We start from the raw sequence: 25,284 nt of genomic DNA, 5'->3' as shown, positions 1-25,284 counted from the left end.
ATGGAAAAAGAGAGTATTGCGGTAGGTCTAGATATTGGAACAACCAAAATTGTTGCCATGATTGGCAAAAAAAATGAGTATGGTAAGTTGGAAATTTTGGGTGTTGGAAAATCCAAAAGCCTTGGTGTGGCCAGAGGAGTTGTAAATAATATTGTGCAAACGATTCAATCTATTCAGCAAGCTGTAAGAGAAGCGGAAGCAGATTCTGGCTACAAGATAAAAGACGTTGTGGTGGGTATTGCTGGGCAACACATTCGTAGTATCCAACATAGTGATTATATCAGTAGAAATAATCCAGAGGAAGTGATTGGTGAGGCCGATATTGAACTTTTGATTGGTCAAGTTCATAAATTAGCAATGTTGCCTGGCGAAGAAATTATTCATGTATTGCCTCAAGAATTTAAAATTGATGGTCAGTCTGATATAAAAGAGCCTGTTGGAATGGCAGGAGGCAGAGTGGAAAGCAGTTTTCATATTGTTTTAGGTCAGGCTTCTTCTATTAGAAATATTGGTAGATGTATTCAAAGCTCAGGTATCGAATTGTCAGGATTGACTTTGGAACCGCTGGCTTCATCAGATGCGGTTTTGTCTCAAGAAGAAAAAGAAGCAGGTGTAGCTTTGATTGATATTGGTGGTGGAACTACTGATTTGGCTATTTTTAAAGACGGTATAATTCGTCATACAGCGGTAATTCCGTTTGGAGGTAATGTGATTACAGAGGATATAAAAGAAGGTTGTTCTATTGTTGAAAAACAAGCTGAATTACTTAAAGTGAAGTTTGGTTCCGCTTGGCCAGGAGAAAATAAAGACAATGAAATTGTGTCGATTCCTGGTATTAGAGGTAGAGAGCCAAAAGAAATATCATTGAAAAATTTGTCGAAAATCATCAACGCTAGAGTGGTGGAAATCATTGAGCAAGTTTTCAATGAAATCAAATTGTATGGACACGAAGAGCCAAGAAAGAAATTGATTGCTGGAATAGTTTTAACTGGTGGAGGAGCGCAACTCAAACATATTAAACAGTTGGTTGAGTATATTACGGGTATTGATACTCGTATAGGGTATCCTAATGAACATCTTGCGGGAAATTCCGATGAAGAAATTTCTAGTCCATTATATGCGACTGCTGTTGGATTGGTAATGAATAGTATTGCCAAAAATAGCCAAAGTGCGTTCAAAATTGAATCTAATCCTACTTATGGAAAAAGGGCTAACGTATTTTCTACTCCAGAGCAAGAAGAATCAAAGCCAAGAGTCGAAGATCAATATGTAGATGAGCCTAAGGAAGTTGTAGAAGAAAAGATTCCTGTAATTTCCACAGAAGACAAAATTAGAGAAAACTTTTTGGACCGATACGTAAAAAAAATCAAAGAGTTTTTAGAAAACGCTGAGTAAACCGAATTATATTTGCCCTTTTTGTCCCAAAAAAAAGTGCTTAATAAAATAATAAGAAATTAAAAACCCAATAAGATGACAGACAATTCAGAATTTGGAAGCATTTCATTTGATTTACCCAAAAACCAATCAAGTGTAATAAAAGTTATTGGCGTAGGAGGTGGTGGTAGTAATGCTATTAACCATATGTTTAAGCAGGGAATTAATGGTGTTGACTTTATAGTTTGTAACACAGATTCTCAGGCACTTCATAATAGCCCTGTTCCCAACAAAATTCAATTGGGTGTGAATTTAACCGAAGGTCTTGGTGCTGGGGCAAACCCAGATGTAGGACATCAATCGGCTATTGAAAGTATTAGTGAAATTGAAAAAATGCTCGATAGCAATACCAAAATGGTATTTATTACTGCTGGTATGGGGGGTGGTACTGGTACTGGTGCTGCACCTGTAATTGCTCAATTGGCCAAGGAAAGAGATATCCTTACTGTTGGTATCGTTACTTTGCCATTTCTTTTCGAAGGAAAAGTTCGTCAAGAGCAAGCATTGGTTGGTATTGAAAAATTAAGGAAACAAGTTGATTCATTAATTGTAATCAATAACAATAAATTAAGAGAAGTTTATGGAAATCTAGGTTTTAAAGCTGGTTTTTCAAAAGCTGATGAAGTTTTAGCGACTGCTTCAAGAGGTATTGCTGAAGTAATTACGCACCACTATACGCAAAACATCGATTTGCGTGACGCTAAGACAGTACTGTATAATAGTGGTACCGCCATTATGGGGTCGGCATCGGCAACTGGTGAAAACAGAGCTAAAGAAGCAATTATTGCGGCTTTGGATTCTCCGTTATTAAACGATAACAAAATTACTGGTGCTAAAAATGTATTGTTGTTAATTGTTTCGGGTACAAACGAGATTACAATTGATGAAATTGGAGAGATCAATGATCATATTCAAAATGAAGCTGGACATAATGCAAATATTATTATGGGAGTAGGGGAAGACGAATTGTTAGCCGATGCTATTTCTGTAACCATTATTGCAACCGGTTTTGATGTTGAACAACAAAATGAAATCGTAAATACCGAACCTAAAAAAATTATCCATACGTTAGGTGATGAGCAAAAAAGCGAACATCATCTGATGCATACACCTGTGGTTGCCTTTGATGTAAATAAGACCAAAACAGAAGAGATTGAGGAACGAGTTGTATTCGAATTGAATGAGGAAGTGGAAGCTGAGAAACCAGTGGTTTTATCTGAAGCTAAACCAAATTTAAATCAAGATGATTTAATTGTTATGACTGAATTTATTAAAAATTTAGACGTGACTTTTGAAATTGTTTCCCCAATTGAAGATTTGGATTTTACAATTTCGCTTCCATCTAAAGAAGAAGTTCAAATGCCAGTCAATACGGTGGTAGAGGCACCAAAACAATCTACTTTTTCTTTTGATTTGCCTGTTCAGCCACAGCCTACTTTTGTAGCGAATACTACGCCAAATAGAGAAGAAAAAGCAATTCATGAATTGACAGCCGAAGCAAAAGATATTTTTGTGGTAGAACCAGTTCAGGTTGTTCCGGTAACCGAAATGAATCAATCGGGGGTGGTGCGCTATTCTCTAGAAGAGTATATGGAAGTGGAGAACGAATTCATGAAGTCAAAACCTCAAGCCAAGCAAGAGGTTGAAGTTCCTGCTGAGTTAAACATTACATTGAAGCAAGTTGAAGCTGTAGAGCCATTTGAATTTCCAAATGAGAAAGTATCTCCGCTAGAAATGACAATTGAAGAGACTTTGCGATTTAGAGCCGAAGAAAGAAGAAAAAAACTTAAAGAGTTCAATTATAAGTTCCACAACAACATTTCTAAAATTGATGAGTTGGAAAGAGAGCCTGCCTACAAAAGATCAGGTATTGATTTGACGGCTTCGCCTGCAACAAATCAAAATTCTAGAATTTCTTTAAGTGTTGATAGCAATAATGATTTGCAATTGCGTTCGAATAATTCATATTTGCATGATAATGTAGATTAAAATATTGATATCAAAACGACTACAAAGCCTGAATTTTATCAGGCTTTGTTTTTTTAGGTCGTATCTAAATACATGTCGTAATAAAGTATTGGTTTTGCCGTAAAAAATGGTTAAATTTGCACAACTTTTGAGTTTTTATTCTACTCCAAAGTATTAAATCATTAGTTTTTACAAAACATTAATACCTAAATAATGAGTTTATCGGTACGTATCATGGACGAAATTAAAAACGCCATGAAAGCAAAAGATACTATGGCTTTAGAAGCCTTGAGAGCTGTTAAATCTGCAATTTTATTGGCGCAAACAGAAAGCGGTGCAAAAGAGGAAATTTCAGAAGAAGAAGAAATTAAGTTGTTGCAACGTTTGGTAAAACAAAGAAAGGATAGTGCTGGAATTTATACTCAACAAGGTAGAGCAGATTTAGCAGAGCCAGAATTGTTACAAGCGGCTGTTATAGAAAAGTTTTTGCCAGCTCAATTAAGCGAAGAGGAAGTAGAAGTTGTTGTAGCTAAAATTATTGCCGAAAATGACGCTTCAGGTATGGCAGCTATGGGAAAAGTGATGGGCTTGGCTTCAGCACAACTAGCTGGTAAGGCTGATGGTAAAACAATCTCCACAATTGTTAAGAAGTTATTGAGTTAATTTTTAGAAAAATATCGACTGCGTAGTTCAACTGGATAGAATATCAGATTTCGGCTCTGAGGGTTGGGGGTTCGAACCCCTCCGCGGTCACACAAAAGGGATAAGAGTTAAATCTTGTCCCTTTTTGTTTTTTACATCTAAATATATTCATTTTTTTTTAATTACAGCTTGATATTCATCATCTGTTTCCTTTTTTTTTAATGCTAAATTTGAAAGTATCTAAAAAATAAGGTTATGATTAATAGTGTTCCCGTTTCTCAAATCATGTCGAAAAATCTGGTTAGACTTCATCTAACAGATGATTTAACGAAGGCTGAAAGTTTATTTAAGCATCATAAAATTAGGCATATTCCTGTTGTAAAAGGAAATAAAATATTGGGTATTTTAAGTTATACGGATTTGCTTCGTATTTCTTTTGCCGATGCTATAGATGAAGAGGATGAAGTGGTAGATACCACAGTGTATAATATGTTTTCTGTAGAGCAAGTAATGGTGAAAAAAGTCAAAACGGTGTCTCCAGAAACGACTATTAAGGAAGCAGCGGAAATCTTAACGCATAACGATTTTCACGCTTTACCAGTTTGCGAAGGTGATTTGCTTGTAGGAATCGTAACTACAACAGATTTGCTTTGGTTTATGATAGATAATTATTGAAAAAAGTCGGTTGAAGCAAAGCAACAACCGACTTTTTTGATTTTTTTACTTCAATTAGAAAGAAGTAATTTTTTTTAAGTTTTCTATTGTTGCGGTTGGGTTTTCTGCTTTGAAAACAAAGCTACCAGCTACCAGTACATCTGCTCCAGCTTCTACCAATTGAACCGCGTTTTTGTCAGTTACCCCTCCATCAATTTCGATAATTGTATTGGCTTCTTTTTTAATAATCAAGTCTTTTAGTTTGTTGACTTTGTTGTAAGTGTTTTCTATGAATGATTGGCCGCCAAATCCAGGATTAACGCTCATTATGCAAACTAAGTCAATATCGTTAATAACATCTTCTAGAAGGTCTATAGAAGTGTGAGGGTTGATTGCTACACCGGCAAGCATTCCTTCGGCTTTTATAGCTTGTAATGTTCGGTGTAAATGTGTACAGGTTTCATAGTGAACTGTCAAAATGTTGGCTCCTAAATCCGAAAAAGTTTTGATATAACGATCAGGGTCAACAATCATCAAATGTACATCTATCGTTTTTTTAGCGTGCTTGGTGATAGCTTCTAAAACGGGCATTCCAAAAGATATGTTAGGCACGAAAACACCGTCCATGATATCGATATGAAACCAATCTGCTTGGCTATGATTGATCATTTCGATGTCTCTTTGTAAATTAGCAAAATCAGCAGCAAGAACAGATGGAGCTATCAAAGTGTTTTTGTTAGGAGAATCGTTGTTTTTTTGAATGTTTAAAGTTTTACTAGTCATTGTGTTGTTGTTTTTTGCAAAATTAGCTTTTTTTATTTCAAAAAAAGAAAGTATTTAAAGTTATTCAGTTGTATACTATTTCTTGAAGAGGGAATCGCTGCTTGACTTATTTTGTGGTAAACAAGAAGTGGTTTTTGACAATAGATTTAAATAAAATAAAACTCTGGAAACCCGAGCGGAGCGAATTGACCGTAGTTTTGTTTGCCTTGTAAAAAAAAAAACTCCGGATACCCGAGCGAAGCGAATTGACCGTAGTTTTGTTTGCCTTGCAAAAAAACAAAACTCCGGTAATCAGCCGGAGTTTTCAATCATCAATCAAAAAACGAACAGTTAATCAGGCTGTCGTTAACGGTAAAGCTCAAATACCACTAAGATAAGGAATTTGATTTTGTATTTTAACCTAAATAAGTTTTTAAAATTTTACTTCTTGAGGTGTGTTTTAATCTGCGAATTGCTTTTTCTTTAATTTGACGTACACGTTCACGTGTCAAATCAAATGTTTCGCCAATCTCTTCAAGAGTCATTGGGTGTTGGTCTCCTAGTCCAAAATATAAACGAACAACATCAGCTTCTCTAGGAGTTAATGTTTCTAAAGAACGTTCTATTTCGGTGCGAAGTGACTCGTGAATCAAATCTCTATCTGGATTTGGAGATTCTCCTGAACGTAATACATCATAAAGGTTAGAATCTTCTCCTTCTACAAGAGGGGCGTCCATAGATAAGTGACGACCAGAGTTTTTCATCGATTCTTTTACGTCATTTACGGTCATGTCAAGTTCTTTGGCAATTTCCTCGGCAGAAGGTGGGCGTTCGTTAGATTGTTCTAACAAAGCATACATTTTGTTGATTTTATTGATAGAGCCAATTTTGTTTAATGGTAAACGTACAATTCTTGATTGCTCGGCTAAAGCTTGAAGAATAGATTGGCGAATCCACCAAACGGCATAAGAAATAAATTTGAAACCACGTGTTTCATCAAAGCGTTGGGCTGCTTTTATGAGTCCTAAGTTTCCTTCGTTTATCAAATCAGGTAAAGTTAATCCTTGATTTTGATATTGTTTTGCTACCGAAACAACAAAACGTAAGTTCGCTTTTGTTAGTTTCTCTAAAGCTCTTTGATCACCGGCTTTTATTCGTTGTGCTAATTCTACTTCTTCGTCGGCAGTAATCAAGTCTACTTTTCCAATTTCTTGTAAGTACTTGTCTAAGGATGCGGTTTCACGATTGGTAACCTGCTTGGTGATTTTAAGTTGTCTCATGGTATTTGTTTCCTTGTTTGTTAGGTGTACAAATCTTTATACGTACTAACTCCCTAAAAAGTTACATTTAATTCAAAATTTAATAAAAAAAATGTGTAAAAAAATAATAAGTGCTTGAAAATCAACACTAAAAAGCGTGTAGGTCTTTGATGTTCTGAGAGTGAACTAGGGGTTAAATGGGGGGGGGTAGAGCTTGGGTTTCTATGTAATGAAGTTGGTTTATGGAATTCTGTTTTAAAATGCAAACGAGGGTCAAAAAAAAACCTCTTATTCAAATGAGAATAAGAGGTTTTGAACATTAACCTTGAATTAATTACCTATTATTTTTTTTCTTCTCTAGGAGGTCTAGGCAATAAAGCTTTACGAGAAACTTTTTCTTTTTTAGTTTTTGGATCGATTCCTAAGTATTTTACTTGAAATACATCTCCCATTTTTACTACGTCTGAAACGTTTTCTGTTCTTTCCCATGCTAATTCTGAAACGTGTAATAAAACTTCGTTTCCAGGAGCTGCAGTGTATTCTACAACGGCTCCAAAATCTAGCATTTTAATCACTTTTACTTCGTATGCTTCTCCCATTTGAGGCTTGAAAGTAATTGAGTTGATTTTTGCTAATACAGCTTCAATTCCATCTGGATCAGTACCTAGAATTTCAATTACACCTTGTTCGTCTACCTCGTTAATTACGATAGTAGTGCCTGTGGCTTTTTGAAGTTCTTGAATTACTTTACCTCCAGGTCCAATTAATGCGCCAATAAAGTTTCCAGGAATAGTTCTGGTAATAATTTTTGGAGCATGAGCTTTTACGTCTGCTCTTGGGGTGTTGATAGTTTCTGTTATTTTTCCTAAAATATGCAAACGTCCATCGCGAGCTTGACCTAAGGCTTGTTCCATGATATCATAGCGTAATCCGTCTATTTTGATATCCATTTGGCAAGCAGTAATTCCGTCTGCTGTACCTGTAACTTTAAAGTCCATATCGCCTAAGTGATCCTCGTCTCCTAAGATGTCTGATAATACGGCAAATTTTTCTCCGTCTGTGATAAGTCCCATGGCGATACCTGATACTGGTTTTACCATTTGTACACCAGCATCCATTAAGGCCATTGTTCCAGCACAAACTGTTGCCATAGATGATGAACCGTTAGATTCTAAAACCTCCGAAACTACACGAATAGTATAAGGGCAATCTGCAGGAATCATGTTTTTTAATGCACGTTGTGCAAGGTTTCCGTGTCCAACTTCTCTTCTAGAAGTACCTCTTAAAGGTTTTGCTTCTCCGGTTGAGAAAGGAGGGAAGTTATAGTGTAAGTAGAATTTTTCTTCTCCTTGTTCAGAAGGGGAATCAATTACGTTGGCTTCTCTTGACGTTCCAAGAGTTACAGTAGCCAAAGCTTGAGTTTCTCCTCTGGTAAAAATTGATGATCCGTGTACAGATGGCAAATAATCAATTTCGCACCAAATAGGTCTAATTTCTGTTGTTTTTCTTCCGTCAAGACGCAATCCTTTTTCAAGAATTACATTGCGAACAGCTTCTTTATTAGTTTTGTAAAAATATTTGCTAACTAAATCACCGTTTTCAGCTAATTCTTCTTCGGTAAAAAGAGTTTTAACTTCTTCTTTTACGGCTGCAAATTTTTCGCTTCTTTCGCTTTTACCAGAGGCTTCTTGTGCAATGGCGTAGCATTTGTCGTAAGCAGCGGCTTTTACTTTGCTGTAAATGGTTTCGTCTTCTTTTTCTTCTTCGTAGGTTCTGTATGCAGGGGATCCTACAGCTACTCTTAATCGTTCTTGAGCTTCAATTTGAATTTTGATAGCTTCATGTGCAAATTTAATCGCTTCTACCATTTCGGCTTCTGAAATTTCTTTCATTTCGCCTTCTACCATGGCTACAGAATCTTTAGAAGCTCCTACCATCATATCGATATCGGATTGTTCTAATTCTTCTCTACTTGGGTTGATAACTAATTTTCCATTTACGCGTGCAACGCGTACTTCGGAAATTAAGTTGTAGAATGGAATGTCAGAGACAGCAAGTGCGGCAGATGCGGCAAGTCCAGCTAATGCATCGGGCATTACATTGTCGTCATGAGACATTAATTGAATCATCACTTGGGTTTCGGCATGATAATCGTCTGGGAAAAGTGGACGGAGTACACGGTCTACCAATCGCATAGTTAATACTTCGCTATCGCTTGGACGTGCCTCTCTTTTGAAAAACCCACCAGGGAAACGACCAGCTGCGGCAAATTTTTCACGATAATCAACTGTTAAGGGTAAGAAGTCTACTCCTGGGTTTGAGGTTCTTGCTGATACGGCAGTGGCCAATAACATGGCATCTCCCATTCTAACTACTACAGATCCGTCTGCTTGTTTTGCTAATTTTCCGGTTTCGATTGAGATGCTTCTGCCATCTCCTAAATCGATAATTTCTCTTGAAACTTGTGGAATCATACTTTTTATTTTGTGATTAAACAATGGGTTTTAGTTGTGTTGTAGTTGTAGTTGTTGTGTGTAGTTGTTGTCTAAAACCCAATGAAAAACCATACTTTTTTAATAGAGCAAATATAGCAAATGGAAACCATATATTTATGAAAAAATAGCTACTTATCCTTATGGTTTTCAGTTGATTTTGTTGCTCTTGCGCTGATTTTTTTTTAAATAAAAAAAGAGGCACTTTCGCACCTCTTTAGTTTATTGATTATTTTCTAATATTCAATACTTTGATAATTTCACGGTATCTGTTGATATCTTTTTTCTTCAAGTAATCTAGCAAAGCTCTTCTTTTACCTACTAAAAGTACCAAAGAACGCTCCGTGTTGAAATCATGACGATTTTTTTTCAAGTGCTCAGTAAGGTGGCTAATTCTATGTGTGAATAAAGCGATTTGTCCTTCTGCAGATCCAGTGTTTTCTGCTTTTCCTCCGTGTTTCGCGAAAATTTCCGCTTTAACTTCTTTAGTTAAATACATGCTAATATTATTTAAATGATTGTTATGTATGTCGTACAGCTATTGTACGACGGGTGCAAAAGTAGTGTTTATTTTTGAAAAATAATACTCTTTTGATATTTTTAAAAAAAAATATTGCGATTGAGTTGATGTTGTGGCTAATTGTATATAAATATGTATTAGTTTCCTGCTAATGTGATTGGAATTGAAAAAAGAACTCTAACAAATTGTCCTCTTTGTTTTGCTGGTATCCAATTCTCATAACTTTTAATTACTCTTATAGCTTCTTGGTCTAACTCAGGAGCGAGGGATTTTATAGTCTTTGTGTCAACTATCGAGCCATCTTTTTCAACTATGAACTGAGTATATATTTTGCCTCGAGTTTTTTCATGTCCTTTTGGAATTACATAGTTCTTTGCTAAAAATTTGTAAAAATCATTAATGCCATTTTTTGGAATTGGTGGGGTTTCGTACTCACGGTATTCATAATTGTTGTTTTCTTCATCAGTACTTTTGCCTGTTATCAATCTACCTTTTTTATATTTTTCTACATATTTTCTTTTTCGTTTGTCGTATTCTCCTTCCCAAACGCCATCCTTTAGGCCGTCTTTAATATTGCCAGATTCTGAAAAATTAGTTTCAATTTCTTGATAAAATCCCTCTCCGTTTTTTACTGTTTGCTTATTATCACGGTTCCAAAATTGATTGATTTTTAAAACATTTGTAATTCTATCTTCTGATTTTAAATACTCTCCCTCAAGTTTTTTTAATCCATTTTCGTACCATTCTTCATGCGGGCCTAGTAATTTGGATTTTACATAATTAGTTCTGGTTTTTTTATTGCCATTTTCGTAATAAAAAATAAATTCACCTTCGTAAGTAAGGTAATCTTTGGTTTTTGAGTATCCTTCCATTTGTATGACTCCTGATTTATAGTAGTCATAAATTTTATAGCTATCTTTTTCTTTGTAATAGTCCTTTACAATTCGATAATACTGGAAATTATTTTCATTTGTTTCTGACCAAATAGAATCGAAATAAATGGTTTTGTCAAGATTATTTTGACCGAAAATGAAGGTTGAAAATAGTATTGATAAAAATAATTGAATAGGTTTTGGTTTCATTCTTATAGTTTGGTTTTTGTTTGGTTCTTAAATGTTAGAATAGAGCTGCAATTTCATTATTTACAAATTCCAAGAATCGTTCGTCGGCTTCTGTGAATGGGTCGATAACGTGGCTATCAATATCAATTTGACCAATGTTTACGCCGTTTACAAATAGAGGCACTACAATTTCAGATTTGACAGTAAAACTGCAGGCAATGTAGTTGTCTTGGGCTGAAACATCAGGAACTACAAAGTTGGCATTCGATTCAGCTACTTGTCCGCAAATTCCTTTTCCGAAAGGAATAACGGTGTGGTCTGTTTCGGCTCCTACATAAGGCCCTAAGTGTAAGGTTTTGGTATCGTGGTTGGCGAAGTAAAATCCTACCCAATTGTAGTAGTCAATGGATTGATTCAAAAGTTGGCAAATTTCTAAGAGTTTTTCATCTCTTGTTAAGGTTGTATTTTGAGTAATTGCAATTACTTTTGGTTTTAATTCTATAAAGCTCATGTTTTTTGTTTTTTTTATACAAAAGTATTTAATGACGCTATTATAAATGTATAAATTTGGAAAAAAATTGATTTTGAGAAAATATTGGTCACGTTATAAATCTTTTTTGCAGTTTGTGGGGATTTTTCTGTTTGTCTATGTTGGCATGACGATGCTTTATCAATGGTATTTGGAGGGTTATGGTTCAAAGCAAGTAGATGGGATAACTCAAATGGTGGCAAGTCACACTCAAAAAGTGCTGTATGCTATGGAGAACAATTCAAGTGTTTATTGGTCCGATTCTATGGGGATAGTAGTTCGTGTGCTAAAAAAAGATACAGTGCGAATAATTGAGGGGTGTAATGCGGTAAGTGTAATCATTCTTTTTGTTTCTTTTGTAATTGCATTTGCTGGGAAATTTAGTGTTACTTTTTTTTATGTTGTTTTAGGAAGTGCGTTGTTGTATTTGTTAAATGTTTTTAGAATTGCAGCGTTGAGTTTGCTGTTGTATTATTTTCCTGAACATACCCATTTGTTGCACGGGGTATTATTTCCGTTGGTGATTTATGGAGTAGTTTTTCTTTTATGGATAGTGTGGATTTCAATCTTTTCTAAGTATGCTAAAGCTTCTGGTTCAAAATAAAATTAAACTTTTTTGGTTTACCCTTTTAGTGGCTTTATTAGGATTGGTGCGTGCATTTGAGTCTCAATTGTTTTATGATCCTTTGTTGGAATTCTTTAAGGGCGAATATGCTAATTTACCTTTGCCTGAAATGAATAGTCTTTATCTTTTTTTTGGCATCCTTTTTCGTTATGCGATCAATAGTATACTTTCAATCCTGATATTATATGTCATTTTTAATGATAAGGAAATAGTGGTGTTTTCATCACTGTTGTATTTGGTGTTCTTTGTTGTTTTAATTCTCGTTTTTTTTGGAATGTTATATGGGACAACGAGTCCAAATTATCTCTTGTTATTTTATTTGCGTCGTTTTTTAATACAACCCCTATTGTTAGTTCTTTTTATACCAGCTTTTTATTATCAGAAATTGAATGAGTAGACAATTTATTGCGTACCTTTAAGTAGTAATTAAGGTTGTATTTTATAAATTGAAATTCTGATGAAGATAGTTAAGTTTTCTGGTGACACGGTGGATTTTATTCCGCATAAACTCATGAAATCATTGCTCAAAGCTGGTGCTAGTCAAGAGCAGGCTAATCAAATCATAGCAACCATCCGTTTGCAACTATACGAGGGTATTGCTACCAAGCAAATTTATAAAATGGCGTTTTCTTTACTCAAGAAAAACAGCAATGCCCATGCAGCGCGGTATAATTTACGTGAAGCCATTCGCTTATTAGGTCCAGCAGGTTTCTATTTCGAAAAATTTATTGCAAGATTATTTGAATATCAGCGTTATCGTACTCAATCCAATTTAATTTTACAAGGCAAATGTGTTTCGCATGAAATTGATATTTTGATTCATAATGCGATAGAATTCGGAATGGTGGAATGTAAGTTTCATGAAGGAAGAGAAGCTGCTTCTGATGTAAAAGTACCCTTGTATATTCTGTCTCGATTTAACGATTTGAAAGCGCGTCCGCAGGAGTTTTTTGAGGATTCAACTACTTTAAATAGTTGTTGGATAGTTACAAATAATCGTTTTACAACTGACGCTATAGATTTTGCACAATGTTCAGGTTTGCATTTGTTAAGTTGGAATTTTCCTGAAAACAAAGGATTGAAGACCATTGTTGATGCTAGTAAACTATATCCAATTACTTGTATGACCACTTTATCAATGGCAGAAAAAGAATTTTTGTTGAATTTAGGATACATCGTCGTCGAAGATTTGTTGAAAAACAAGAACGCTTTGACGGATTTAGGATTAAGTTCAATTCGAATGCAAAGGGTGTTAAAAGAGGTTAATGATTTGTGTAAGAACTGAGTAGGGTTGTAAGTTAGAATGCCAATTCTGATCATGTCCATATGTTGAAAGGTATTTAAAAAGAACAGCTAATAATTTAAAATTACACCTATGAAAATCAAATGTATAGGAGGAGCAGGAACTGTTACAGGTTCTAAATTCTTAGTCGAGAGCCACGGAATTCGAATATTGGTTGATTGTGGGCAGTTTCAAGGATTGAAGCCATTACGGGAGCTGAATTGGGAACCTTTGCCAGTTTTGCCTTCTACAATTGATTTTGTATTACTAACTCATGGTCATTTAGATCATTGTGGGTGGTTGCCTAGGTTGGTCAATCAAGGGTTTAAAGGTAAAATTTATTGTACAAGCCCTACGGCTGCAATCTCCAAATTGATTTTGTTAGATAGTGCTAAAATACAGGAAGAAGAAGCGGCTAAAGCCAATGAAGGAAAATATTCCAAACATGAATTGGCAGAGCCCTTATATACAGTAGAGCAAGTGGAGAAGGTTTTTCCGCTATTTCGTGTCGTGCAAACCAAAACGGCAATAGCTTTGGATGCAGAAATTGAGGCTGTTTTTACTAACTCGGGTCATATTTTAGGGGCCTGCACAATTGAGTTGTTTTTAGAGGATAAGTATGTGGTCTTTTCAGGAGATATTGGTCGGGATAATGATGTTTTGATGTATTCGCCTACTAAGCCCACCCGTGGCGATTATATCTTTCTTGAAAGTACTTATGGTAATAAATTACACCCTTCTACAGATCCAAAATTGGAATTAGAACTTTATATCAATAATACAATTGCCAAAGGTGGAACGGTTATTCTTCCCAGTTTTGCTGTTGAAAGAGCTCAAAGTGTAATGTTTTTGTTGTGGCAACTAAGGCAAGAGGATCGTATTCCGTTAGTTCCATATATTATCGATACGCCTATGGGTATCAGTGTGCTCGATGTTTTTGAAAACAATAAGAAATGGCATAAGCTTAAACCAGAAGAATATGTTGGGATGTGTAAAATGTTTACCATGATTTCCGACTATAAGGATACAATAGAAATGATTTATAACAATCAGCCTAAAGTGGTAATAGCGGCTAGTGGGATGATAACCGGAGGTCGTGTGTTAAGTTACTTAGAGCGTTATATTGGTCTGCCAGAAACCACAGTTATTATAATTGGATTTCAAGCGGAAGGAACAAGAGGACGAAAATTGCTAGAAGGAGCTAAGGAGATTAAAATTCATGGAAAATATTACGAAGTGAAAGCTACTATTCTTGAAATTGAAGGATTGTCAGCGCACGGAGATCAAAATGATTTGTTGAGATGGCTTTCTGCTTTGCAAAACAAACCCAAGAAGGTATTTTTGATTCATGGAGAGAATCAGGCTTCTGATGAATTGAGGATAAAAATACAAGAACGTTTGGGCTTTGATTGTGTTGTTCCAATTATGGGGCAAGAATTTGAATTGTAATTTTAACAAAAAAAACACATATTTTGTTAATGTATTGAATAATTTTGTGGCATGAATGTGAAAAAGAGCACAAGTATTTTTTTAGCACTTCTATTATTGGTTTCCAATATAGGAGTTGTTTTTAATGTGCATTATTGTGGCGGATCTATAGCTGCAATAAGTTTGCATTCGGAACTTTTATCTTTGACAGAGCCAGAGGGCTGCTGTGAAAAAACAACTTTCATAGAAAAGGATAGTTGTTGTAAGGACAAAGTGGTGCATTTTGAAAAAAAATCAGATAACGCAACAGTTAAAATTGTTTTATTTGAGCTAATGGCGCCTTTTATTGTGCCAATTCAGCAATCGATTGTTCGTGCTACGACACCACAAATTCAAAAAACAGTTGTTAATGATTTTTATGTGGCCATCAATGCGCCTCCACTTTATCAACTGTATCATCAGTATATATTTTACGCCTGATTATTAGTTTAAAAAAAGCAAGCCCTTATTGGGCTAATGATATTTTTTTAATCTAATATTTAGTATAATTATGCAAAAAATTATGTTGCTTTTAGGAGCACTTTTTCTTGCGTCTTCTGCTTTTTCACAAGAAAATCTAGAGGAAGTGAAAGTGGTAAAAAAGCGAAAAGGATTGCTCAAATCCTATACCCTTACAAGCAATACTACGCTTGTAACTAGCAAAGAATTACTCAAAGCGGCATGTTGTAACTTGGCCGAAAGTTTTGAAACCAATCCATCGATTGATGTTAATTTTTCGGATGCGTTAACTGGAACCAAACAAATTAAAATGTTAGGTCTCACGAGTCCGTATTTAATGATTACTGAGGAAAATGTGCCTTCGGTTCGAGGGGCTTCTCAAGCGTATGGATTGTCATTTACTCCAGGCACATGGATCGAAAGTATTCAAATTACTAAAGGCGCAGGTAGTGTGGTCAATGGTTTTGAAAGTATTTCGGGGCAAATTAATACCGAGTTGATTAAACCAATCAATGACATTCCTTTCTTTTTGAATGCCTACGGATCTACCGATTCTCGATTTGAATTAAACACACATTTCAATACACAATTATCAAATAAGTGGAGTAGTAGCTTGTTTGTTCATGGAAATACGCGTGTGTCAAAAATGGATCAAAACAACGATGGATTCATGGATAATCCTTTGGCTAAACAAGTCAATGTGATGAATCGTTATCAGTATTATGATGCTGATAAAGGTCTGGTTAGCTTTATCAATTTAAGGTATATGAATGATAAAAAACAAGCAGGCGAAGTAGATTTTAATCCTGATAGCGACCGTGGAACTACTAATAACTGGGGGTCTGAAATTAATACACAGCGATTAGATTTGGCAACAAAAGTAGGTTATGTTTTCAAAGACATGCCTTTTCAAAGTATTGGTTTTCAAAATGCTTTTACCATTCATGATCAAAATTCCTATTATGGGTTGAGAACGTATGACATCAAACAAAGTAGTTTTTATTCTAACCTTATTTTTAATTCGATAATCAACAACACTAAACATAAGTTTGCTACGGGAATTAATTTTGCTTACGATAATTATTCAGAGTTTCTTCAAACAAGAGATTTTAGTAGAATTGATAACTCGGTGGGGGCTTTTTTTGAATATACCTACGACAATGATGATAATTTCAGTATAGTATTGGGTGGTCGCGTAGATCAGCACAATCGTTTGGGCGCTTTTGTAACCCCTCGATTACACTTGAGATACAATCCGTGGGAAAATGCAGTATTCCGATTGTCTGCAGGTAGAGGAAAACGTGCGGCCAATATTTTTGCTGAAAATCAATCGTTGTTGGCTAGTTCTAGAGTGGTTTCAATTTTGGACACAGAAGGGGAGGTATATGGATTAGATCCAGAAATAGCATGGAATTATGGCGTTAGTTTTAATCAAAAATTTCAGTTGTTTGGTCGTGGTGGCGATGTTGGATTTGACTTGTATCGAACCGATTTTCAAAATCAAGCCGTGGTTGATGTCATGAATTCGCCACAACAAGTGTTGTTTTATAATTTAAAAGGAAAATCTTTCGCAACTAGTTTGCAAGTAGAATTCAATTATGAAATTGCTCCTCGTTTCAATATGCGTTCGGCCTACAAGTATTATGATATTCAAACGCAATATTTGTCAGGTGTTTTTCAAAGACCCTTGCAAGCCAAACACCGATTTTTTGGGAATTTAGAGTATGCTACAGTGAGAACGGAAAAAGGACATCAATGGCGTTTTGATGCCACTTATAATTGGTTAGGGAAACAGCAATTGCCAACAACCTCTTCTAATCCTATTCAAGATCAATTACCTGAATTCTCTCCAGCTTATAGTTTGGTAAATGCGCAAATCACTCATGTGTTTTCCTCAAATTTTGAAGTTTATTTAGGAGGGGAGAATATTGGGAATTACAGACAAGAAAAAGCAATACTTGGAGCCGATAATCCATTTGGTCCCAATTTTGATGCTTCAATAGTCTATGCGCCTATTTTTGGTCAAATGTATTATGCGGGTTTACGTTTTAAAATTAAATAACAAACAAAATATAAATCAAGAAATTATGAAAAAAATAGTTTTAATTATGATGATGGCTTTGGTAGGTATGACTGCTCAAGCCCAAGAGAAAAAAAATAAAAATGCCAAGGTAGTAACCGAGGTAAATGGTAATTGTGGGATGTGTCAGAAGCGAATTCAAAAAGCAGCTTTATCTGTAGAAGGAGTGAAGTCAGCGGTTTGGGACATACCAACCCATAAGTTGACTTTAATTTTAAACGAAGAGAAATGTTCTTTGAAAGACGTAAAGAAAGCTATTGCAAAAGTTGGTCATGACACGGATGAGTTTAAAGCAACGCAAGAAGATTATGAAAATTTACACGCATGTTGTATGTATGAAAGAGATTAATTAGTTAATTTTTTGAGCACCCAAATTCATTTTTGGGTGTTTTTTTATAGAATCGTTAATAAAATTTTAAAATCGGGTTAAATTTTGCTGCTTTGTTATAAAATAGCTATTTTCACGGCTTATAAATACCCAAAACAATACAACTATGACTAATTTTGAATGGACCCAATTATTAAATCCTGAGTTTTATATTACTTTAAGTGTAGGAGGGGTTCAGATTGGATTGTATGTAGTATTGTTTATTGTATTTGCTGAAACAGGTTTATTTGCTGGATTCTTTTTGCCAGGTGATAGTTTGCTATTTTTATCGGGCATTTATAGCCGAAGTCTGGTGGAAAATGTTATCAATGTAAATAGCGATTTATTTAATGTTACTTTGCTTTCGATATTAGTCGCCATAGCGGGTATTTTTGGGAATACCGTAGGGTATTGGTTTGGTGCTAAAAGCGGCTATTACTTATTTAAAAAAGAAGATACTTTTTGGTTTAAGAAAAAATATTTGTTGCAGTCTAAAGATTTTTTTGATAAGTATGGAGGTAAAGCTATTATCTATGCTAGATTCTTACCGATTTTTAGAACGTTTGCACCTATTGTTGCCGGAATTGTGTCGATGGACAAAAAGAAATTCATGTTCTTTAATATCTTAAGCTCTTTTATGTGGGCATTTTTGCTCATCTTCGCGGGGCATTATTTGTATGGTGTTTTTCTACAATACGGTATCGATCTGAAAAAACATATTGAGTTTATTGTAATTGGAATTATTCTTGTTTCAACTTTCCCTGTTTTTATGAAAATGTTGAAAAAGCGACCAGAACCAAAAGAGGATTAATTTATTTGCGATTGTTTCAAATCAAATGATATACAAACAAGAAATCCGAAGTTGAAAAACTTCGGATTTTTTTATATGGGCCAAATTGTAATTTGGTTTTTTTTGCATTGGAATTTGATGCTATTACATCATTCCTGGCATTCCGCCACCCATTGGCATTCCGCCAGCAGGAGCGTCTTCTTTAATATCGATTAAAGCACATTCGGTAGTCAAGATCATACCTGAAACTGAAGCGGCATTCTCTAAAGCTACACGCGTTACTTTTTTAGGATCGATAATTCCTGCAGCCAACATATCGGTATATTCATCTGTTTTGGCATTGTAACCAAAATCGCCTGAACCTTCAATTACTTTGGCTACTACCACAGAACCTTCTAAACCAGCGTTTTCTACAATAGTTCTCAAAGGAGCTTCAACGGCACGAGCCACGATTTGGATACCTGTAGCTTCGTCGGCATTATCAGCTTTAAGAGAAGCTAATTCATTTTTAGCTCTCAATAAAGCTACACCACCACCAGCAACGATTCCTTCTTCTACAGCAGCACGAGTGGCGTGTAAAGCATCGTCAACACGGTCTTTTTTCTCTTTCATTTCTACTTCAGAAGCAGCACCTACGTAAAGTACGGCAACACCACCAGCCAATTTGGCCAAGCGTTCTTGTAGTTTTTCTTTGTCGTACTCAGATGTTGTAGTTTCCATCTGACCTTTGATTTGGTTCACACGGTTTTTGATTAATTCTGCATCACCAGCACCATTTACAATAGTAGTGTTGTCTTTGTCGATAGCTACTCTGTTAGCAGTACCTAACATTTCGATAGTTGTATTTTCCAAAGTGTATCCTCTTTCTTCAGAGATTACTGTACCACCAGTTAAAATAGCGATGTCTTCTAACATTGCTTTTCTTCTGTCTCCAAATCCTGGAGCTTTTACAGCAGCAATTTTTAAGGCACCTCTCAATTTGTTAACCACCAAAGTAGATAAAGCTTCGCCGTCTACATCTTCAGCGATAATTAATAATGGTTTACCTGATTGTGCTACTGGCTCTAATACAGGAAGTAATTCTTTTAAAGATGATACTTTTTTATCGTATAATAAGATGTATGGATTTTCTAATTCGGCTTCCATTTTCTCTGGATTTGTCACGAAGTAAGGAGACAAATACCCTCTGTCGAATTGCATACCTTCTACTACATCAACGTAAGTTTCTGTTCCTTTAGCTTCTTCAACAGTGATTACACCTTCTTTTCCAACTTTAGCGAAAGCGCTAGCGATCAATTCACCAATTACTTCGTCATTGTTGGCAGAAATAGAAGCAATTTGTTTGATTTTTTCAGAATCGCTTCCTACCACTTTAGCTTGTTTGGCTAAATTGGCTACGATAGTTTCAACGGCTTTGTCGATTCCTCTTTTTAAGTCCATAGGATTAGCACCTGCGGCAACGTTTTTCAATCCTTCTTTTACAATTGCTTGTGCAAGAACAGTTGCAGTTGTAGTACCGTCACCTGCTAAGTCGTTGGTTTTTGAAGCTACTTCTTTTACCATTTGTGCTCCCATGTTTTCAAGAGCGTCTTTCAATTCGATTTCTTTTGCAACGGTAACACCATCTTTGGTTACGTTTGGCCCGCCAAATGATTTTCCAATAATAACATTACGACCTTTTGGTCCAAGAGTTACTTTTACTGCATTTGCTAATGCGTCAACACCGCGTTTTAAACCGTCACGCGCTTCAATATCAAATTTTATATCTTTTGCCATTTTTTTTATTTTGTTTTATGTTAAACTTTTTGTGTAAAGATTTTGGGATTTCAAGACTTGAAACCTGAAACTTGAAACAAAATTTTAGATTATTGCCAAGATATCATCTTCGCGCATAATCAAATAATCGGTACCTTCTAATTTTAATTCTGTGCCTGCATATTTTCCGTAAAGAACAGTGTCTCCAATTTTAACTGTCATTGTGTGGTCTTTAGTTCCGTTACCAACAGCAACTACAGTTCCTTTTTGAGGTTTTTCTTTAGCGGTATCAGGGATAAAAATTCCAGATGCTGTTTTTGTTTCAGCGGCTACTGGTTCAATTAGCACTCTATCCGAAAGTGGTTTAATGTTTAATGCCATGGTTTTAAGTTTTTATTATACATGAATTTTTTAATTGCTTTTTTCAATTTCAGAAATTATGCCAAGCCCCATAGACTGCCATTTTTTCTTAAAAAAAATGCCAGCTTTGACAAGCTGGCATTCATACTTTAAAACATTTATTTATTTTTTTGCTGGAGCAGCAGGTGTATTTTGAATTGGTGCAGCTTGAGGAGCAACACTTTCTGTTTTCTCGATAATTTTGGAACCAGAATCGCCAACAGTACTTGTGAAACTTAAGCTAGATAGTATAATTAAAGCAATCAAAATAGTTGCTAAAGTCCACGTGCTTTTGTCTAAGAAGTCAGTAGTTTTTTGTACTCCTCCTAACATTTGAGATCCTCCTAAAGTTGAAGATAGTCCGCCTCCTTTAGGATTTTGAACCATAATTACTACTACTAGTAAAAAACATACAATAGTTATTAAAACTAAAAAAATTGAAAATGTGCTCATTGTTAATTATTGTTATTTTGTAAAATCTTTATTTCTGCTATATGGTCTGCAAAGAAACTACTTTTTTCTGGATATTTCAAAATTAAAATTTCATAGGCTTGAATTGCTTTCTGATATTTTTTTTGTTCCAAATAAACTCTTGCTAAAGTTTCGGTCATTAAATGTGTGTTGTCGGAAGTGTTTAAGTTAAATTGCACTGCAGGTGCACTTCCGGCTTTTATTGGGGATATCTTTGGATTTGTCTCAATAAATTTATCAATTAAGGCAGCTTTTTTCTTTTTTTCTTCTTCCTCTTGGCTAATCGTTGGAGGAGGTAAAGAACGGTCAATAGGTTGAACTCGGGATAAAGTAAGCCATTCTTGAAAGGAATGTTTTTCGTTGGTTGTAAAATCAATCGGTTTTCCAAAAATTTGGGAAGAGGTTTCTTCTGCGCTATTTAGCGTAGCTTTGTTGATAGAACTCAAAATGGATCTCTCCAGCGCTTCTTTGTGTTGTTCTTGAAGCGATTTTGAGGGTACAATTTCACTGCCAACAACCTCAATATTCATTAGTTCGATATTCTTACTATCGTAGTTGTCCGATGGGAAAGTCGGAAAGTTGTCGGTAGTAATGAAGTCGAATAAAACGGATCGGTCAGTGGTATGAGCCGCAGTTACTTTTAAAGCATAATTATATTTGAAACTATTTTGATTGAAAAGTCCTTTGAGACGAATGGCTCTTGCGCACTGAAAATAGGGGAAATCCTGAACTATAGTATCTAAAGCGTCTGTATAGGCGCTGTTGATCGTCTCGGGTTTGTTTATCAAGAAAGTAAAATCAGTAACGTTCATTTTAAAATAGTTGGTTTAGGTAAGTGTTACCATTTGGCTAATGACTCGTTGAAAATATCCTGTGCGATACGGTCAAAAATTTCTTTAAGAGCAGTGTTTAATGTGCTGCCTACAAGTTGTTGATCTGCAGGATAATCATAGAAAAACTCAAAAGATTTTTCAAAATCGTCTGTTTCTTTGTTCTTATTTGTAAAGCGAACATTGATTCTAATTTTTAATCGGTTTTGAGCTGCTTTTTGATCGGCTGTTGCCGTCATTGGGCTGATTCTGTAATCCGTAATTTCACCTTCATATACTAATTCGCCTCCATTATTTACCAAATTCAAATTGGTTTGATTTTGAATTAAGTCTTGTAATTGTAAGGTGAAAGTTCTGTCAATTCCGGGTTCTATCAATTCGGCATTGTTTTGAAAGAAATTCACTTGAAAAGTTTTCGCGTCAATTTTTCCAGAACCGGTGAAGTTGTAGACTCCACAGCTGCTAAACAATAGTATAAAAAGGGTTGTATTAAGTAAGATTATTTTTTTCATAAATATGAGCTGAAAGCAATTTGCATTTTTTTTCAATCAGAAGAATCAAAAGTAACGAATTGGAATTGTTTTTTGTTGATTTATAAATCGAATTGTTTGATTTTTCTATACAAAGTCCTTTCGGAAATGCCCAATTCATCTGCAGCCGCTTTACGTTTGCCTTTGTTCTTTTCTAACGATTTTTTGATCAACTCGATTTCTTTTTGTTCTAGTTTAAGAATTTCTTCTTCCTCTATAGTTTCGGCAAAAAGATAGTTTTCCTCGGGTTCTTGATAATTAGTTTCAATGTTTGGAGTGGCTATTACCGATGTTCTGGGTTGTTCTTCGTACTCGATATCAGCATCCATTTTAGAACCATAGATTTTTTGAATCAAGTTTTGATTGGTTTCTTGTACTTTTGAGCTACCATTTTGCAACAATTCTAACGTGAGTTTTTTCAAATCATGCAAATCGCTTTTCATGTCAAAAAGGACTTTGTATAAAATTTCTCTTTCGGTGTTAAAATCGCTTTCGCTTTTTTGGTCTTTGATAACCGAGGGTAGATTGCTATTTTCTAACGGTAAATACGATTGTAAAGTACTAGCGCTTATTTCGCGTTTGGTTTCTAAAACAGAGATTTGTTCTGCTACGTTTCTAAGTTGTCTAATATTTCCATTCCATCTGAATTTTTGCAACAATTGAACAGCATTATCATCGAGTTTCAAAGGCGGCATTTTGTATTTGTGTGCAAAATCGGCAGCAAATTTTCGAAACAATAAATGGATGTCGTCTTTTCGGTCTCTCAGCGGAGGTAAGAAAATGTCTACGGTGCTCAATCTGTAATATAAGTCTTCTCTGAATTTTCCTTTTTCTATGGCATCAAAAAGATTTACATTAGTCGCAGCAACAATTCTAACATTGGTTTTTTGTACTTGAGAGGAACCTACTTTTAAAAATTCTCCATTTTCAAGGATACGCAATAAACGTACTTGGGTGGTCAAGGGGAGTTCTCCTACTTCATCTAAAAAAATTGTCCCTCCATCGGCTACTTCAAAATAGCCCTCACGGGTATTGGTTGCTCCGGTAAAGGCCCCTTTTTCATGTCCAAAAAGCTCACTGTCTAAAGTCCCTTCGGGTATAGCACCACAGTTTACCGCTATGTATTTTCCGTGTTTTCTGTGGGAGAGGCTATGAATAATTTTTGGTATGTTTTCTTTTCCCACACCACTTTCTCCCGAAACTAAAACCGAAATATCAGTAGGTGCTACTTGAATCGCTTTTTCTATGGCACGATTCAACTTGGGATCATTTCCAATTATTTCAAATCGCTGTTTTATCGCTTGAACGGTTTCCATTGTTATTTGTTTAATGTTTTTGGTTAAGGTTGAAATGGTTTTAAAAAATAAGGCAAACCTTAAAAAAATTAAACTATTAATTCATGTCACTATACCCAATAGCTTTTCCAATAAGGGTAGCTCCTGTTGAGCGTTCTACTTTTACATTTACAAAGTCTCCAATTTTATAGTTCTCTTTTGGGAAAACTACGGTAACATTTTGAGAGTTTCTACCAGAAAACTCTTCGGCATTTCTTTTGGATACTTTTTCTATTAGCACTTCGACAATTTCGCCTAAGAATTCATCGGTACGTATTTTTGAATGCACTTGTTGCAGGTCAACGATTTCTTGTAGACGTCTTGATTTGGTTGCTTCAGGTACGTCGTCTTCCATTTTTCGTCCGGCTAGAGTTCCTGGGCGTTCAGAATAAGCGTACATATAACCGAAACTGTATTTAATGGCTTCCATTAGGCTTAGAGTATCTTGATGATCTTCTTCGGTTTCTGTTGGGAATCCAGCAATTAAATCTTGAGAAATAGCACAACGAGGGATTATTGTTTCGATTTTTCGAATTAAATCTAGGTATTCTTCTCTCGTATGCAAGCGGTTCATTTCTTTTAGAATTCTATTGCTTCCAGATTGTACCGGTAAGTGAATGTGTCTGCAAATGTTAGGGTATTTGGCAATTACGTGCAATACTTCTTCGTGCATGTCTTGTGGGTTTGAAGTAGAGAATCGAATTCTCATTTTCGGGAAAGCCACCGCAACCATTTCTAATAAATGTTCAAAAGTAACTGCTGTAGCTTTTTGCATTTCAGAGGCATTTACAAAATCTTTTTTAAGTCCACCTCCGTACCATAAATAACTATCTACGTTTTGACCTAGGAGTGTAACTTCCTTATAGCCGTTTTTCCATAGACCTTCAATCTCGGTAAGGATGCTTTGAGGTTCTCTACTGCGTTCTCGCCCTCTGGTAAAAGGAACCACGCAAAAGGTGCACATGTTGTCGCAACCTCTAGTTATTGAAACAAAAGCGGTAACTCCGTTAGACATTAGACGCACCGGAGTAATGTCGCCGTAGGTTTCTTCTTTAGATAAGATGACATTGATGGCGTCTCTTCCTTCTTCTACTTCATTTAATAAGTTGGGCAAATCTTTGTAAGCATCGGGACCCACCACTAAGTCCACAATTTTTTCTTCCTCTAGGAATTTACTTTTCAAACGTTCGGCCATACAACCCAAAACACCAACTTTCATTTTGGGGTTAATGCGTTTAACGGCATTGTATTTTTCTAAGCGTTTACGAATGGTTTGTTCTGCTTTATCTCTGATAGAGCAAGTATTGACTAATACCAAATCTGCTTCTTCTAGAACAGAGGTAGTGTTGTATCCGTTTGTGGAGAGTATAGAAGCTACAACTTCGCTATCCGAAAAGTTCATAGCGCAACCATAGCTTTCAATAAACAATTTTTTTGTGTTTTCTGGTTTGTTTTCTAACACAAGACTTTCGCCTTGTTTGCTTTCTTCAATTATCTTTTCCATGGGTCTTTTAAAAGCGCAAATATAATAGAATTTCAGCATATATGACAAGATGTCAGACTGAGAATTAACA

General features: G+C 35.4%; 25 protein-coding genes and 1 tRNA gene. 13 read left to right on the top strand and 13 right to left on the bottom strand.

Annotation, left to right across the window (positions count from 1 at the left end; all coding sequences use genetic code 11):
- The 5 genes from ftsA (at window position 1) to ACZIX2_RS00160 (ending at window position 4,719) form a co-directional block, all read left to right on the top strand.
- Window positions 1–1,395, top strand: a complete 1,395-nt coding sequence (ftsA, locus tag ACZIX2_RS00180) for a cell division protein FtsA (protein ID WP_463338053.1) — start codon at window positions 1–3, stop codon at window positions 1,393–1,395.
- A 75-nt stretch (window positions 1,396–1,470) separates the two neighbouring features.
- Window positions 1,471–3,423 carry a cell division protein FtsZ gene (gene ftsZ, locus ACZIX2_RS00175; RefSeq protein ID WP_463338052.1) on the top strand — a complete coding sequence of 651 codons (1,953 nt, stop codon included), beginning with the start codon at window positions 1,471–1,473 and terminating at the stop codon, window positions 3,421–3,423.
- Between the two features lie 192 nt (window positions 3,424–3,615).
- A complete protein-coding gene (locus ACZIX2_RS00170) occupies window positions 3,616–4,065 on the top strand; it encodes a GatB/YqeY domain-containing protein (protein ID WP_463338051.1) in 450 nt (149 codons plus the stop codon).
- Window positions 4,066–4,081: 16 nt separating this feature from the next.
- A tRNA-Arg gene (locus ACZIX2_RS00165) sits at window positions 4,082–4,155 on the top strand.
- A 144-nt stretch (window positions 4,156–4,299) separates the two neighbouring features.
- Complete coding sequence (locus ACZIX2_RS00160) at window positions 4,300–4,719, top strand: CBS domain-containing protein (RefSeq protein ID WP_463338050.1); 420 nt, start codon at window positions 4,300–4,302, stop codon at window positions 4,717–4,719.
- Window positions 4,720–4,773: 54 nt separating this feature from the next.
- Here ACZIX2_RS00160 and rpe read toward each other — a convergent pair whose 3' ends face one another.
- The 6 genes from rpe to ACZIX2_RS00130 form a co-directional block, all read right to left on the bottom strand.
- Window positions 4,774–5,481 carry a ribulose-phosphate 3-epimerase gene (rpe, locus tag ACZIX2_RS00155; protein WP_463338049.1) on the bottom strand — a complete coding sequence of 236 codons (708 nt, stop codon included), beginning with the start codon at window positions 5,479–5,481 and terminating at the stop codon, window positions 4,774–4,776.
- 395 nt (window positions 5,482–5,876) lie between these two features.
- Window positions 5,877–6,740: a sigma-70 family RNA polymerase sigma factor gene (locus tag ACZIX2_RS00150; RefSeq protein ID WP_112113433.1), complete on the bottom strand. Its 864-nt coding sequence runs from the start codon at window positions 6,738–6,740 to the stop codon at window positions 5,877–5,879.
- A 320-nt stretch (window positions 6,741–7,060) separates the two neighbouring features.
- A complete protein-coding gene (locus ACZIX2_RS00145; protein ID WP_463338048.1) occupies window positions 7,061–9,193 on the bottom strand; it encodes a polyribonucleotide nucleotidyltransferase in 2,133 nt (710 codons plus the stop codon).
- Window positions 9,194–9,440: 247 nt separating this feature from the next.
- Window positions 9,441–9,710, bottom strand: a complete 270-nt coding sequence (gene rpsO, locus ACZIX2_RS00140; RefSeq protein ID WP_463338047.1) for a 30S ribosomal protein S15 — start codon at window positions 9,708–9,710, stop codon at window positions 9,441–9,443.
- A gap of 158 nt (window positions 9,711–9,868) precedes the next feature.
- Window positions 9,869–10,813 carry an energy transducer TonB gene (locus tag ACZIX2_RS00135; RefSeq protein WP_463338046.1) on the bottom strand — a complete coding sequence of 315 codons (945 nt, stop codon included), beginning with the start codon at window positions 10,811–10,813 and terminating at the stop codon, window positions 9,869–9,871.
- Between the two features lie 34 nt (window positions 10,814–10,847).
- Entirely contained in the window at window positions 10,848–11,303 is a 456-nt protein-coding gene (locus ACZIX2_RS00130; RefSeq protein WP_463338045.1) for a GAF domain-containing protein, read from the bottom strand.
- A 73-nt stretch (window positions 11,304–11,376) separates the two neighbouring features.
- Here ACZIX2_RS00130 and xrtF point away from each other — a divergent pair, with 73 nt between their 5' ends.
- The 8 genes from xrtF (at window position 11,377) to ACZIX2_RS00090 (ending at window position 18,412) form a co-directional block, all read left to right on the top strand.
- Complete coding sequence (gene xrtF / locus ACZIX2_RS00125; protein ID WP_463338044.1) at window positions 11,377–11,925, top strand: exosortase family protein XrtF; 549 nt, start codon at window positions 11,377–11,379, stop codon at window positions 11,923–11,925.
- Complete coding sequence (locus ACZIX2_RS00120; protein ID WP_463338043.1) at window positions 11,900–12,343, top strand: exosortase F system-associated membrane protein; 444 nt, start codon at window positions 11,900–11,902, stop codon at window positions 12,341–12,343. Before xrtF ends, ACZIX2_RS00120 begins: the two co-directional genes overlap by 26 nt.
- A gap of 60 nt (window positions 12,344–12,403) precedes the next feature.
- The gene (locus ACZIX2_RS00115; RefSeq protein ID WP_463338042.1) at window positions 12,404–13,231 is read left to right on the top strand and encodes a restriction endonuclease; all 828 of its coding nucleotides are present in this window, start codon (window positions 12,404–12,406) and stop codon (window positions 13,229–13,231) included.
- 90 nt (window positions 13,232–13,321) lie between these two features.
- On the top strand, window positions 13,322–14,677 hold the full coding sequence (locus ACZIX2_RS00110; RefSeq protein ID WP_463338041.1) for an MBL fold metallo-hydrolase RNA specificity domain-containing protein: 1,356 nt from the start codon (window positions 13,322–13,324) through the stop codon (window positions 14,675–14,677).
- Window positions 14,678–14,728: 51 nt separating this feature from the next.
- Window positions 14,729–15,136: an HYC_CC_PP family protein gene (locus ACZIX2_RS00105; RefSeq protein WP_463338040.1), complete on the top strand. Its 408-nt coding sequence runs from the start codon at window positions 14,729–14,731 to the stop codon at window positions 15,134–15,136.
- 70 nt (window positions 15,137–15,206) lie between these two features.
- On the top strand, window positions 15,207–17,216 hold the full coding sequence (locus tag ACZIX2_RS00100; RefSeq protein ID WP_463338039.1) for a TonB-dependent receptor plug domain-containing protein: 2,010 nt from the start codon (window positions 15,207–15,209) through the stop codon (window positions 17,214–17,216).
- A 25-nt stretch (window positions 17,217–17,241) separates the two neighbouring features.
- The gene (locus tag ACZIX2_RS00095) at window positions 17,242–17,583 is read left to right on the top strand and encodes a heavy-metal-associated domain-containing protein (protein WP_463338038.1); all 342 of its coding nucleotides are present in this window, start codon (window positions 17,242–17,244) and stop codon (window positions 17,581–17,583) included.
- A 145-nt stretch (window positions 17,584–17,728) separates the two neighbouring features.
- Window positions 17,729–18,412 (top strand): DedA family protein, encoded by a 684-nt coding sequence (locus tag ACZIX2_RS00090; protein ID WP_463338037.1) that lies wholly within the window; start codon window positions 17,729–17,731, stop codon window positions 18,410–18,412.
- Between the two features lie 123 nt (window positions 18,413–18,535).
- Here ACZIX2_RS00090 and groL read toward each other — a convergent pair whose 3' ends face one another.
- The 7 genes from groL to miaB form a co-directional block, all read right to left on the bottom strand.
- A complete protein-coding gene (gene groL, locus ACZIX2_RS00085; protein ID WP_463338036.1) occupies window positions 18,536–20,167 on the bottom strand; it encodes a chaperonin GroEL in 1,632 nt (543 codons plus the stop codon).
- A gap of 84 nt (window positions 20,168–20,251) precedes the next feature.
- Window positions 20,252–20,527 carry a co-chaperone GroES gene (locus ACZIX2_RS00080; protein WP_073241214.1) on the bottom strand — a complete coding sequence of 92 codons (276 nt, stop codon included), beginning with the start codon at window positions 20,525–20,527 and terminating at the stop codon, window positions 20,252–20,254.
- Window positions 20,528–20,668: 141 nt separating this feature from the next.
- Complete coding sequence (gene secG / locus ACZIX2_RS00075; protein WP_463338035.1) at window positions 20,669–20,998, bottom strand: preprotein translocase subunit SecG; 330 nt, start codon at window positions 20,996–20,998, stop codon at window positions 20,669–20,671.
- A gap of 2 nt (window positions 20,999–21,000) precedes the next feature.
- The gene (locus ACZIX2_RS00070) at window positions 21,001–21,828 is read right to left on the bottom strand and encodes a tetratricopeptide repeat protein (RefSeq protein ID WP_463338034.1); all 828 of its coding nucleotides are present in this window, start codon (window positions 21,826–21,828) and stop codon (window positions 21,001–21,003) included.
- 26 nt (window positions 21,829–21,854) lie between these two features.
- Window positions 21,855–22,358 carry an LptE family protein gene (locus ACZIX2_RS00065; protein ID WP_463338033.1) on the bottom strand — a complete coding sequence of 168 codons (504 nt, stop codon included), beginning with the start codon at window positions 22,356–22,358 and terminating at the stop codon, window positions 21,855–21,857.
- 80 nt (window positions 22,359–22,438) lie between these two features.
- Window positions 22,439–23,692, bottom strand: coding sequence for a sigma-54 interaction domain-containing protein (locus ACZIX2_RS00060; protein ID WP_463338032.1), 1,254 nt, complete (start codon window positions 23,690–23,692; stop codon window positions 22,439–22,441).
- Window positions 23,693–23,768: 76 nt separating this feature from the next.
- The gene (gene miaB, locus ACZIX2_RS00055; protein ID WP_463338031.1) at window positions 23,769–25,214 is read right to left on the bottom strand and encodes a tRNA (N6-isopentenyl adenosine(37)-C2)-methylthiotransferase MiaB; all 1,446 of its coding nucleotides are present in this window, start codon (window positions 25,212–25,214) and stop codon (window positions 23,769–23,771) included.
- Between the last annotated feature and the right edge of the window lie 70 nt (window positions 25,215–25,284).

Source organism: Flavobacterium riviphilum, assembly GCF_055231795.1.
Note: the sequence above shows the minus strand (reverse complement) of the source record. Positions and strands in the feature narration are given on the sequence as shown.

Excerpts from the sequence above, each read along its gene's own strand:
- ACZIX2_RS00065 (WP_463338033.1), bottom strand. The coding sequence starts at position 22,358 with ATGAAAAAAATAATCTTACTTAATACAACCCTTTTTATACTATTGTTT.
- ACZIX2_RS00100 (WP_463338039.1), top strand. The coding sequence starts at position 15,207 with ATGCAAAAAATTATGTTGCTTTTAGGAGCACTTTTTCTTGCGTCTTCT.
- groL (WP_463338036.1), bottom strand. The coding sequence starts at position 20,167 with ATGGCAAAAGATATAAAATTTGATATTGAAGCGCGTGACGGTTTAAAA.
- ACZIX2_RS00110 (WP_463338041.1), top strand. The coding sequence starts at position 13,322 with ATGAAAATCAAATGTATAGGAGGAGCAGGAACTGTTACAGGTTCTAAA.
- secG (WP_463338035.1), bottom strand. The coding sequence starts at position 20,998 with ATGAGCACATTTTCAATTTTTTTAGTTTTAATAACTATTGTATGTTTT.
- ACZIX2_RS00150 (WP_112113433.1), bottom strand. The coding sequence starts at position 6,740 with ATGAGACAACTTAAAATCACCAAGCAGGTTACCAATCGTGAAACCGCA.
- ACZIX2_RS00080 (WP_073241214.1), bottom strand. The coding sequence starts at position 20,527 with ATGGCATTAAACATTAAACCACTTTCGGATAGAGTGCTAATTGAACCA.
- ACZIX2_RS00120 (WP_463338043.1), top strand. The coding sequence starts at position 11,900 with ATGCTAAAGCTTCTGGTTCAAAATAAAATTAAACTTTTTTGGTTTACC.
- ACZIX2_RS00115 (WP_463338042.1), top strand. The coding sequence starts at position 12,404 with ATGAAGATAGTTAAGTTTTCTGGTGACACGGTGGATTTTATTCCGCAT.
- ACZIX2_RS00145 (WP_463338048.1), bottom strand. The coding sequence starts at position 9,193 with ATGATTCCACAAGTTTCAAGAGAAATTATCGATTTAGGAGATGGCAGA.
- rpe (WP_463338049.1), bottom strand. The coding sequence starts at position 5,481 with ATGACTAGTAAAACTTTAAACATTCAAAAAAACAACGATTCTCCTAAC.
- rpsO (WP_463338047.1), bottom strand. The coding sequence starts at position 9,710 with ATGTATTTAACTAAAGAAGTTAAAGCGGAAATTTTCGCGAAACACGGA.
- ftsZ (WP_463338052.1), top strand. The coding sequence starts at position 1,471 with ATGACAGACAATTCAGAATTTGGAAGCATTTCATTTGATTTACCCAAA.
- ACZIX2_RS00130 (WP_463338045.1), bottom strand. The coding sequence starts at position 11,303 with ATGAGCTTTATAGAATTAAAACCAAAAGTAATTGCAATTACTCAAAAT.
- ACZIX2_RS00160 (WP_463338050.1), top strand. The coding sequence starts at position 4,300 with ATGATTAATAGTGTTCCCGTTTCTCAAATCATGTCGAAAAATCTGGTT.
- ACZIX2_RS00090 (WP_463338037.1), top strand. The coding sequence starts at position 17,729 with ATGACTAATTTTGAATGGACCCAATTATTAAATCCTGAGTTTTATATT.
- ACZIX2_RS00060 (WP_463338032.1), bottom strand. The coding sequence starts at position 23,692 with ATGGAAACCGTTCAAGCGATAAAACAGCGATTTGAAATAATTGGAAAT.
- ACZIX2_RS00095 (WP_463338038.1), top strand. The coding sequence starts at position 17,242 with ATGAAAAAAATAGTTTTAATTATGATGATGGCTTTGGTAGGTATGACT.
- ftsA (WP_463338053.1), top strand. The coding sequence starts at position 1 with ATGGAAAAAGAGAGTATTGCGGTAGGTCTAGATATTGGAACAACCAAA.
- miaB (WP_463338031.1), bottom strand. The coding sequence starts at position 25,214 with ATGGAAAAGATAATTGAAGAAAGCAAACAAGGCGAAAGTCTTGTGTTA.
- ACZIX2_RS00135 (WP_463338046.1), bottom strand. The coding sequence starts at position 10,813 with ATGAAACCAAAACCTATTCAATTATTTTTATCAATACTATTTTCAACC.
- ACZIX2_RS00170 (WP_463338051.1), top strand. The coding sequence starts at position 3,616 with ATGAGTTTATCGGTACGTATCATGGACGAAATTAAAAACGCCATGAAA.
- ACZIX2_RS00105 (WP_463338040.1), top strand. The coding sequence starts at position 14,729 with ATGAATGTGAAAAAGAGCACAAGTATTTTTTTAGCACTTCTATTATTG.
- ACZIX2_RS00070 (WP_463338034.1), bottom strand. The coding sequence starts at position 21,828 with ATGAACGTTACTGATTTTACTTTCTTGATAAACAAACCCGAGACGATC.